Genomic DNA, 8,452 nt, shown 5'->3' on the forward strand with positions numbered 1-8,452 from the left:
CGGCCGGACGGCGCCCGGCCCGTATCCAGGGAGCCCTTCCCCTGCGGGCGCCTCTGCCCCCGCCCGGCCATCCCATGACCCCCGGACAGTCGTACCTCCGGGCCGGCCGGACGCGGTGACGTGTCGCCCGCCCGTGAATCCGAACGGGGAGGGCAGCGCGAAGTACTGCTGCCGGGCACGCACACCATTCGAGCCCCCACGGAAGGACGCAACCTTGAACTTGAAGTCGATCGATCTCCCTCGTGTACTGGGCGCCGCCACCGCGCTCTACGGCGTCGCCATCATGGTGCGGCCGGAGTGGCTCGCGAAGCCGTGCGATCTTCCCCTGGACCCTGAGGGCCGTCCCACACAGCAGACGGGACTGCTGATCAGAGCCATCGGAGCACGGGACACCTGCATCGGTATCGCGATGGCCGCCGCCGGAAGCGAGAGCGCGCGGCGCACCGCGACGTGGTGCCGAATCGCTGCCGACACCGCTGACGCGGCGCTCTTCGGCGTACTGCTCGACAGCAGGCAGGCGCGCCGGAAAGCGGCCGGGTTCGCGCTGTCCTGGGCTTCGCTGTGCGCGCTGAGTCTGCGCAGCAGTCGTTCCTGAGGCAGGGGCACGACCGTGCCGGATCTCCTGTACTCGGCTGCTGAACATGCTCCGGCTCGCCGACGAGCCCGGACCGCTCATGGCTGACTTCATGCGGTGGGTCAGGGCCGGGCGTCGGGGTGTGCGTGCGGGTCATGGTGTGGTCGCGGCCGTTCGGGAGGCGGGGTGCCGCGCGGCGGTGACGACGAGTGAGACGTTCTGGCCGCCGAAGCCGAAGGAGTTGCTGAGCACGGCCTCCTGGGGAGCGTCCCGTCGCTCTGTGACGACGTCGAGGTCGATGTCGGGACCGATGCCGGCCGTGGCGAGGTTGCGGGTCGGCGGGACGATGCCGTGCTCCACGCTGAGGACGGCGATGAGCGCCTCGATCGCGCCGGCCGCGCCGAAGAGGTGGCCGAGTGCGGCCTTGGGGGCGGTCACGGTGGCGCGGCCGAAGACCTTCCCGATCGCGCGCGCCTCGGCGACGTCGCCGACCTGGGTTCCGGTGGCGTGGGCGTTGACGTGGGCGATCTGCCCGGGAGCCAGGCCGGCTTGCGCGAGCGCCTTGCGCATGGCCGCGATCTGGCCGGAGCCGTCGGCGGCGGGTGCGGTGATGTGGTGGGCGTCGGCGGCTATGCCGGCGCCCGCGAGCACCGCGTGGACGCGCGCGCCCCGGGCGGCGGCGTGCTCGGCGCTTTCGAGTACCACGACGGCCGCGCCCTCGCCGAGCACGAAGCCGCTGCGGTCCGCGGCGAACGGCCGGGACGCCGAGGCGGGTTCGGCGGTGTACCGGGAGAGTGCCTGCGCCTGGACGAAGCCGGCGACGGTGATCGGGGCGATCGCGGCCTCGGTCCCGCCCGCGATGACGACGTCCGCCTCGCCCGCGCGGATGAGCCTGGCTGCCAGGGCGATCGCCTCGGCGCCGGAGGAGCACGCCGAGACGGGTGTGTAGACACCGGCCCGCGCTCCGTACTCGATGCTGATCAGGGCCGCCGCCGCGTTGGGCATGAGCATCGGGACCGTGCGGGGCGAGACGCGCCGCGCTCCGGCCGCCTCCAGCGTGTCGTCCTCCCGCAGCAGTGTTTGTACGCCGCCGATGCCCGTGCCGATCGCGGAGGCGAGCCGGTCGGGGTCCACCCGCGGGGCACCGGCGTCGGCCCATGCCTCGGCCGCCGCGACGAGGGCCGCCTGCTGCGAGCGGTCGAGCCGCCTGGCCCGCACCGGCGGCAGGGAATCGGCCGGGTCGGCCGCCATCATCCCCGCGGCGACGTCGGGAAGGCCGACGTCCTGGTGGCCGGGCAGGACACCGCCGCGGATGCCGGACCCGCCGGCGAGCAGGGCGTTCCAGGTGGACTCCACGTCCTTGCCGAGCGGTGTGATCGCGCCGAGTCCGGTGACGACGACTTCGGTCGGGTGCATGTCCCTCATCTTTCTTGTATGCGATACAAGCGAACGAGAGCTTGTTGTATCACATACAATTTCGGGTGTGGAGAAGAAGCGAACCGAAGCCGGGGCGACGCCGACGCGGTCGCGCGACCGGGGACGTGCGACGAGGCGCCTGCTGATCGAGGTGACCGCACGGCTCTGCGGGGAGCGGGACGGCGCCGAGCCGAGCGTCGCGGAGATCGCGAACGCGGCGGGCGTCTTCCCCAACCAGGTCACCTACCACTTCGGGTCCAAGGACGCGCTGCTCGTGCACGCGGCCTTCCTCGGGCTGCTGCACGACGCCCGGCGGATCGAGCGCATCGGCCGGCAGGCCCCCGACGCGGCGGCTTTCCGGCGCAACGTCGCCCGCGCCGTACTGGCCATGCCCTCGCTCCCGTCGGCCGCACGAGCGCTCGCCGCGGCGATCTCCAAGCCGGAGCTCGCCCCTGTGGTCGACCGGCATCTCCAGCTGCTGTTCCGGCAGTCCGAGCGCTTCGTGGGCCGGCTCGTCGACAGCCGCGGCTGGCAGACCCGCCGGCCGCTCGGCGCGGAGGCCAGGACGTTCTGGAGCACCGCGCTCGGTGCGGTGCTGCTCGTCCGGGCCGGGGCGCACGGCACCTTCGCCGACCTCGACCTCGCCGGAGCACTGACCGTCCACGACGGACCGGGGCGCGAATAGGGCTGGTCGGCCATGATCCGCCGGACAGGCTCCAGTCGAATCGCCGACCGAATCCTTTCAGGGGCGCCTACGTGACCCGGCCGGGCGGTCGCCGGAGGCCGAGCTGCCGCTCCACGCAATCCGAAGCCGGCAGGGGGCAGAGGGCAGAGGGCAGGGGACAGGTCGGGACGCCCGCGTACGCGGCCGGATCGACATCGGCGCGGGGGCCGGGCGTGACGGGGCATCCACCCACATCCGGGTGGGCGCCGTGGCCATCACGCCATCGAGGCGGATCGCGCCCGAGGTCGGCGCCGGTAGCCGGGAGATGCAGCCGCTGCGCCTGGTCCTCCAGCCGCAGGCTGCCGGCCACCCGGTCGCGCCGCGGGTTCCGGCCGGGGCGGGGTCAGCCGGCGGCTTCCGCGGAGCGTTCGGGTGCCTGGTCGTCCGGGAGGGTGCCGCCGCCGTCGGCCGGCCCGGGGCTGGGGGGCCAGGAGGCGACCAGCAGGTCGACCGCGTCCTCGACACCGTGGGCGCTCCGGTGGCGGGCGACAGCCGGGTCGCGGACGCCGACCGTGAGGGCGTGGGCCTTCTCGCCGGGTTCGGTGCCCTCCCTCACCGCGTCGCGGAGACGGTGTCCGGGGCACATCGCGGCGGCGGGGATGACGATCTCGAAATTGAGCGGCGCGGGCCCCGCTGCCAGTTTGTCGCCGGGCGGGTCGCTCTCCAGTGCCGCGGGCATGCTGTGGGCGGCCATCACCAGCCCGTCCGGGCCATGGATCTCCACGCTGACGCCCCGCCCGCCGAGCGGTCTGCCCAGGAGCAGCGGTGTGCTGCTTCCCGGGGCAATGGACAGGTTGATCGTGATCCGTCCCGGGTCGTCGGCCCCGTCGCTGGAGTAGCCGTAGGCGAGCACCACCATCTGCGGGGTCGCCGACTTCTTGGACGGGCCGGGGGCCCGGGTCGAGGACGTGGCCAGGTTTCCCGCACGCGCTCAGGACGGCGACCCCGCCCCCGTCGAGGAGCCGGTCCCCCGCAGGCCCGGTTGCCGGACGGTCGGCCGCGCCGGGGGCGGACGGGAGGCATCCCGTCGCCATCAGCAGTCCCGCAGCCCATGCCGCGGCCCATCCCGTCCGCCCGCGTCCCGCCACGTCATGCCTTCGTCGCGCTGCCATGCCCCACCCTCGTCGTGCTGTCGCGAACCTTAGCCGCCCGGGACGACACGTCCGCACGGGTCCGCTACGAGGACGCCGGCCGCACCCTGTGCGTGCTGCTCGGCCACGGGGCCGTCCACCCTGCGCCGACCGCCGCCGAGCGCATGATCACCGCCGACCGGATCCAGGGCCCGAGCCCCCTGCGCCCCGCCACCCGGACCGCTGACACCCGGCGGCGCCGATCCACCCGCCGTACGCCTGCGGCCCCGCCCGGGAGGGGCGGGGCCGCAGGCGTACGGTCACCGGTGCCAGCTGGGCGGAACGCACGGGGCTGCGAAGCACTGCCACTCCGAGGGCTTGTGCTTGGCCTTGTTCCCGTGGTCGTGGTCCCACTTGTCGTGCTTGCCGTGGTCCCACTTGTCGTGGTCCCACTTGCCATGCGAGTCCTTGTCCCACTTGCCATGCTCCCCCTTGCTCCACTTGTCGCGCTTGTCGTGGTCCCACTTGTCGGAATGGTCGTCGTGGGACCGGTCCTGGTGGCCGTTCGCGACGACCGTGTGCGGTGACGCCGGGGCGGCGAAGGCGGTCGTGGGGACGAGCACGCCGCCTGCGGCGAACGCGGTGGAGACGGCGAGCAGGGCCAGGCGTCGGGGTCGAACGGTCAGCGTCATGATCCTTCTCCTTGGGCTGGGGAGTGGTGCGAGGTGATGTATCCAGTACGCCCCAGCCCTCGCCCGGCGTCACGTACCTGGATCTCGTGGCTTGACAGGTGCGGGCGGTCCCGGTAGCAGGATCTGACCCCGGCTTCTCTGCAGCTCTCAGGGGGCGGCCCGTACCGCCGACCGATCCCCAGGGCGGACCAGCAGGGCGAGCGGCCGCTACCGAGCAGCCCGCCGGTGTACCGGGGCTGGCCTACGAAGCGCCACCGTGGCCGCAGGACCCGCAGTCGGCACAGGACCTCGGCTCGGCCGCGCCAGTCGCCGACGGCTTCCTGCCGACCAACCTGCAGCTCGATCACAGCATGGGGCGGTTCGCGCCGTGGCAGAACCCGCTGGTCCTCGGCGGCGAGGTCCGGACGTGCCCGCAGTGCGCGGCGTACCGCGGCTGGGTCGTACTGGGCCTACGAGAGGCGAGTCCGGCTGCGCTGCTCCGCAGGCCACGAGACCCTGGAGCCCCGGCTGGAGATCGCCCGGTTAAACCGCAGCAGCGGCAAGTTCAGCACGCTCGAAGAGCGCCTACGCTCCCGCGACTCCTGATCCGGTACTTCCTGCTCCCGCCCCCGCGGGGGTGTTCTCATCCGCGTGCTCCCAGACGAGGTGCACGGCCCCTGCTCTACTCGGCAACCGCGGGCGGAGCCGAGCCCGCTGCCGTTCGCTCCCACGGCTTCCCGCTCCTGCCCGTCGTCAGCAGAAGGTCAGCATGCGTCCAGCCAAAGCCAGTTACGGCCCGCACCGCATGAGCCTCGGCCACCAGGACCGCACACACTCAGACCGCGTCCGGCGGCATCAATTCCGGAACCCGGAGCGGAAGGCTGGGTGCGAGCACTCACCCAGCCCAGGTCCGCATGAAGCAGCAGGTCAGCGGACCCTGCCGCGTGGCTTGAGGTGGGTCGGGGGGAGGGGTGGGGCCGGGATCGGGGGGCCCGCGTAGCCCTTTACCTCGCCGTAGCGGGTGCCGGTTGTCCAGTCCTCGTGGAACTGGGTGATCTCCTCGTGTGACCGGCCGATCCAGTTCCAGAACATCTCGGTGCAGCACGACGTTTTCCCAGGTCAACTGGGGCCCGGATCGCTGACGGTCAGCAAACTGTCAGCATAAGAACCCGAGGAGGCCCCAGCAATGGCCGCCAAGACGCTCCCGCGAGGAATGGGCAGCTTCTTCAAGGAGTGCAAGCACACCCCCGCCCGGTGGGCCAAGTGCCTCCACCCCTACAAGGTCCGCTACCGGGACGCCGGTGGGAGACAGGCCGAGGAGTCGGGGTTCGCCACGGAGGACGAGGCGATCGACCGTTTGACCACTCTCTACAAGGCTAGGAAGGCCGCTCCGAGGCAAGACGCCAAGGCCGAGCGCATCGCAAAGTACGGCACTATGCAGCTGCGGGAGTACACGGCGGAGTGGAAGGAAGGCCAGCGACATTTGGCGCCGGCGTCCCTGAGCCACTTGGACTCGCTCCTGCAGCACCACATCTTCCCGGCCCTCGGCAGCCGCAGGATGAGCAGCTTCGACCACAAAGTCGTCGACGGGTTCATACGCACCATGGAGCGGAACGGCGTCGGCCTGGCAGCCCAGTCCAATGCCTACGACAAGCTGAAGGCGATCCTCCTCGACGCACGTCGCTTGGGACTCTTCGACGACAACCCGCTCTCGGGGGTCAAGCCTCCCCAGTACGACCCCAAGCGCGCCGTGATCCCTTCTCCGGAGCAACTCCAGGCCGTTCGCGTCGCCGGCGACGACACGCTGACCCTCCTGATCGACCTGATGAGCGGCTGCGGCCTCCGCAACGGCGAAGCGGCCGCAGTCAATCTGCGGAACCTCGTGGCCGACGACGTCTACCGGGTGACGGAGCAGGTCAACCAGACCACAAAGACGTACGACCGCCTCAAGCACCGGAAGGCCGGTGAGTACCGCGACGTGCCGCTGCCGGCCAGCACGAGAAGCACCATCGAGTGGTACGCCGAAGTGCACGGGAACGTCGACGGCTACCTGCTTCGCCACCCCCGTGACCCCACACGGCCCTTTCAGCCCTACCTGCTGCAGAACCAGTGGCAGAGATTGAAACGGCGGGGAGATCTCGACATACCCGACGGGATGGTGATCTACAGCATGCGCCACTTCTTCGCCTCGAACTGCCTGCGGCACAACATCCCCATCACCGACGTCGCCGAGTGGATGGGGCACAACAACATCGAGATCACGTACAAGATCTACCGCCACCTCATGCCCGGCTCGATCAGCAGCGCGGCCAAGCTCCTGGACCTGGGGCTCATCGCATGAGGCTGTGCGCGGCGCCGGCATGGCCACGAGCGCCCCGCGCGCCGCGTGCGGCCGAATACCGCCCCACCGAGCACAGGTACACGACGCACAGGATGCCCTCCCTACATAGCCGACGATCCCCGGTTTCCGAAACCGGGGAATCTGCGGACTATGACAGCACAGGAACACCCAGCCCGCGACAAAGGGAGCAGAATGCCAGCACAGTTTATGACAACCAGGGAACTGGCCGAACATCTGAACATGTCGGTTGCCTGGGTGTACCGGGAGGCCGCCCGCATCGGCCTGACTGCATACAAATTCGGCGCCGGGCGCAATGCAAAGATGCAGTTTCGCGTATCAGAAGTCCAAAAATGGATCGAGCAACAAAGCGTCCCATTCAATTGAGAAATGCAACGTTCACGATCGATTGCACACAGGGCCAGATGGAGGAAATTTGACAGCAAGAACCCTGCCCCGGGGAATGGGGACGTTTTTCAAATCCTGCGACCACCCGACGAATAGGTGGTCGAAATGTTCCCATGATTACAAGATCCGATATCGCAACCCTGTGGGGCGCCAAACCCAAGAGTCCGGTTTCACTACCCAGGACGCGGCCATAACGAGGCTCACAGAGGCGTATCGGGCAAAAAGAGGCACGGGAAGCCCGTCAAAGGCTGAACGCGCCAGAAGATACGGACGGATGACGTTCTCCGAGTACGTAACCGAATGGCGAGGTGGTCAACGACACTTGGCAGAATCTTCTGTCAAGCAGCTCGACTCGCTTCTTGGGTGCCACCTGTTGCCCTTCTTCGGTAGCCGACGAATGGATTCATTCGATCACAAGATTGTCGACGAATTTGTGCGACATATGGAAGTGCGCGGCGTAGGACCAGCCGCTCAGTCAAATGCCTTCGACAAGCTCGCAACTATCCTTCTGGATGCTCGTCGCCTGGGCGTCTATCAGGAGAGCCCGGTCATCGGGGTCCAACATCCCCAATATTCCCCCGTGCGCGCAGTGATTCCTACGGCATCCCAACTGGCGTTGCTTCGCAGCCAGGGTGACGACTCTTTCCGCCTGCTCGTAGATCTCATGAGTGGCTGCGGCCTGCGCAACGGCGAGGCTGCTGCGGTCAACGTGAACAACATGGTGGCCGACGATGTCTACCGCGTCACTGAGCAAGTGAACCAAACCACACGAAAGTACGGACCGATCAAACATCGAAAGAAGGGTGAATATCGCGACGTCCCGTTGCCGACGCAGGTCAGAGAGACAATCGAGTGGCATGCCGACAAGCACGGAACCACCGACGGCTACCTACTTCGGCACCCTAAAGACAGATACCGAGCATTCCAGCCGTATTTCTTCCAGAACCAGTGGCAACGCCTTCGTAATGCACAGACTCTCGACCTCCCCGATGGCATGGTCATTTACAGCATGCGTCACTTCTTCGCGTCGAATTGCCTGAGCCATGGCATCGCCATCACAGATGTAGCCGAATGGATGGGGCACAAAAGCATCGAGATTACGTTCAAGACTTACCGACACCTAATGCCTGGAACCCTCGGACAAGCCGCCAAGCTCCTAAACTTTGGCCTCGCTGCTTGATTCTCCCGATAGGCCGCAGTGAAGGAGCACCGCAAAATCTGAAGCTCCGCCAGGGGGCGCCGCCCCCCCCT

The 8,452-nt window shown here is 68.7% G+C and carries 8 protein-coding genes and 2 pseudogenes; 6 read left to right on the forward strand and 4 right to left on the reverse strand.

The features are described 5' to 3' along the window. Positions 1–220 precede the first annotated feature (220 nt). A complete protein-coding gene (locus tag ABZ873_RS11510; RefSeq protein WP_360868797.1) occupies positions 221–595 on the forward strand; it encodes a DUF4267 domain-containing protein in 375 nt (124 codons plus the stop codon). A gap of 132 nt (positions 596–727) precedes the next feature. On the opposite strand, the gene ABZ873_RS11515 is transcribed toward ABZ873_RS11510, so the two are convergent. Continuing rightward, the gene (locus ABZ873_RS11515; protein WP_360868800.1) at positions 728–1,990 is read right to left on the reverse strand and encodes a beta-ketoacyl-[acyl-carrier-protein] synthase family protein; all 1,263 of its coding nucleotides are present in this window, start codon (positions 1,988–1,990) and stop codon (positions 728–730) included. A 67-nt stretch (positions 1,991–2,057) separates the two neighbouring features. Here ABZ873_RS11515 and ABZ873_RS11520 point away from each other — a divergent pair, with 67 nt between their 5' ends. Then, positions 2,058–2,675, forward strand: a complete 618-nt coding sequence (locus tag ABZ873_RS11520; RefSeq protein ID WP_360868803.1) for a TetR/AcrR family transcriptional regulator C-terminal domain-containing protein — start codon at positions 2,058–2,060, stop codon at positions 2,673–2,675. Between the two features lie 382 nt (positions 2,676–3,057). On the opposite strand, the gene ABZ873_RS11525 is transcribed toward ABZ873_RS11520, so the two are convergent. Next, entirely contained in the window at positions 3,058–3,573 is a 516-nt protein-coding gene (locus ABZ873_RS11525) for a hypothetical protein (protein WP_360868806.1), read from the reverse strand. Positions 3,574–3,765: 192 nt separating this feature from the next. Between ABZ873_RS11525 and ABZ873_RS11530 the strand changes: the two are divergent. Then, a pseudogene (locus ABZ873_RS11530) lies at positions 3,766–3,969 on the forward strand (DUF5133 domain-containing protein); the annotation flags it as partial. Between the two features lie 135 nt (positions 3,970–4,104). Here the strand turns inward: ABZ873_RS11530 and ABZ873_RS11535 are convergent. After that, positions 4,105–4,476: a hypothetical protein gene (locus tag ABZ873_RS11535; RefSeq protein ID WP_360868823.1), complete on the reverse strand. Its 372-nt coding sequence runs from the start codon at positions 4,474–4,476 to the stop codon at positions 4,105–4,107. Positions 4,477–5,382: 906 nt separating this feature from the next. Continuing rightward, positions 5,383–5,547: pseudogene (locus tag ABZ873_RS11540) on the reverse strand (pirin family protein); the annotation flags it as partial. A gap of 94 nt (positions 5,548–5,641) precedes the next feature. Here ABZ873_RS11540 and ABZ873_RS11545 point away from each other — a divergent pair. The 3 genes from ABZ873_RS11545 (at position 5,642) to ABZ873_RS11555 (ending at position 8,381) form a co-directional block, all read left to right on the forward strand. Then, positions 5,642–6,796, forward strand: coding sequence for a tyrosine-type recombinase/integrase (locus ABZ873_RS11545; protein WP_360868809.1), 1,155 nt, complete (start codon positions 5,642–5,644; stop codon positions 6,794–6,796). A 150-nt stretch (positions 6,797–6,946) separates the two neighbouring features. Then, positions 6,947–7,180: a helix-turn-helix domain-containing protein gene (locus ABZ873_RS11550; protein ID WP_360868812.1), complete on the forward strand. Its 234-nt coding sequence runs from the start codon at positions 6,947–6,949 to the stop codon at positions 7,178–7,180. Between the two features lie 295 nt (positions 7,181–7,475). Then, positions 7,476–8,381, forward strand: a complete 906-nt coding sequence (locus ABZ873_RS11555; protein ID WP_360868814.1) for a tyrosine-type recombinase/integrase — start codon at positions 7,476–7,478, stop codon at positions 8,379–8,381. Positions 8,382–8,452: the final 71 nt, after the last annotated feature.

The organism is Streptomyces sp. NPDC047014, from assembly GCF_040644195.1.
GTDB lineage: Bacteria > Actinomycetota > Actinomycetes > Streptomycetales > Streptomycetaceae > Streptomyces.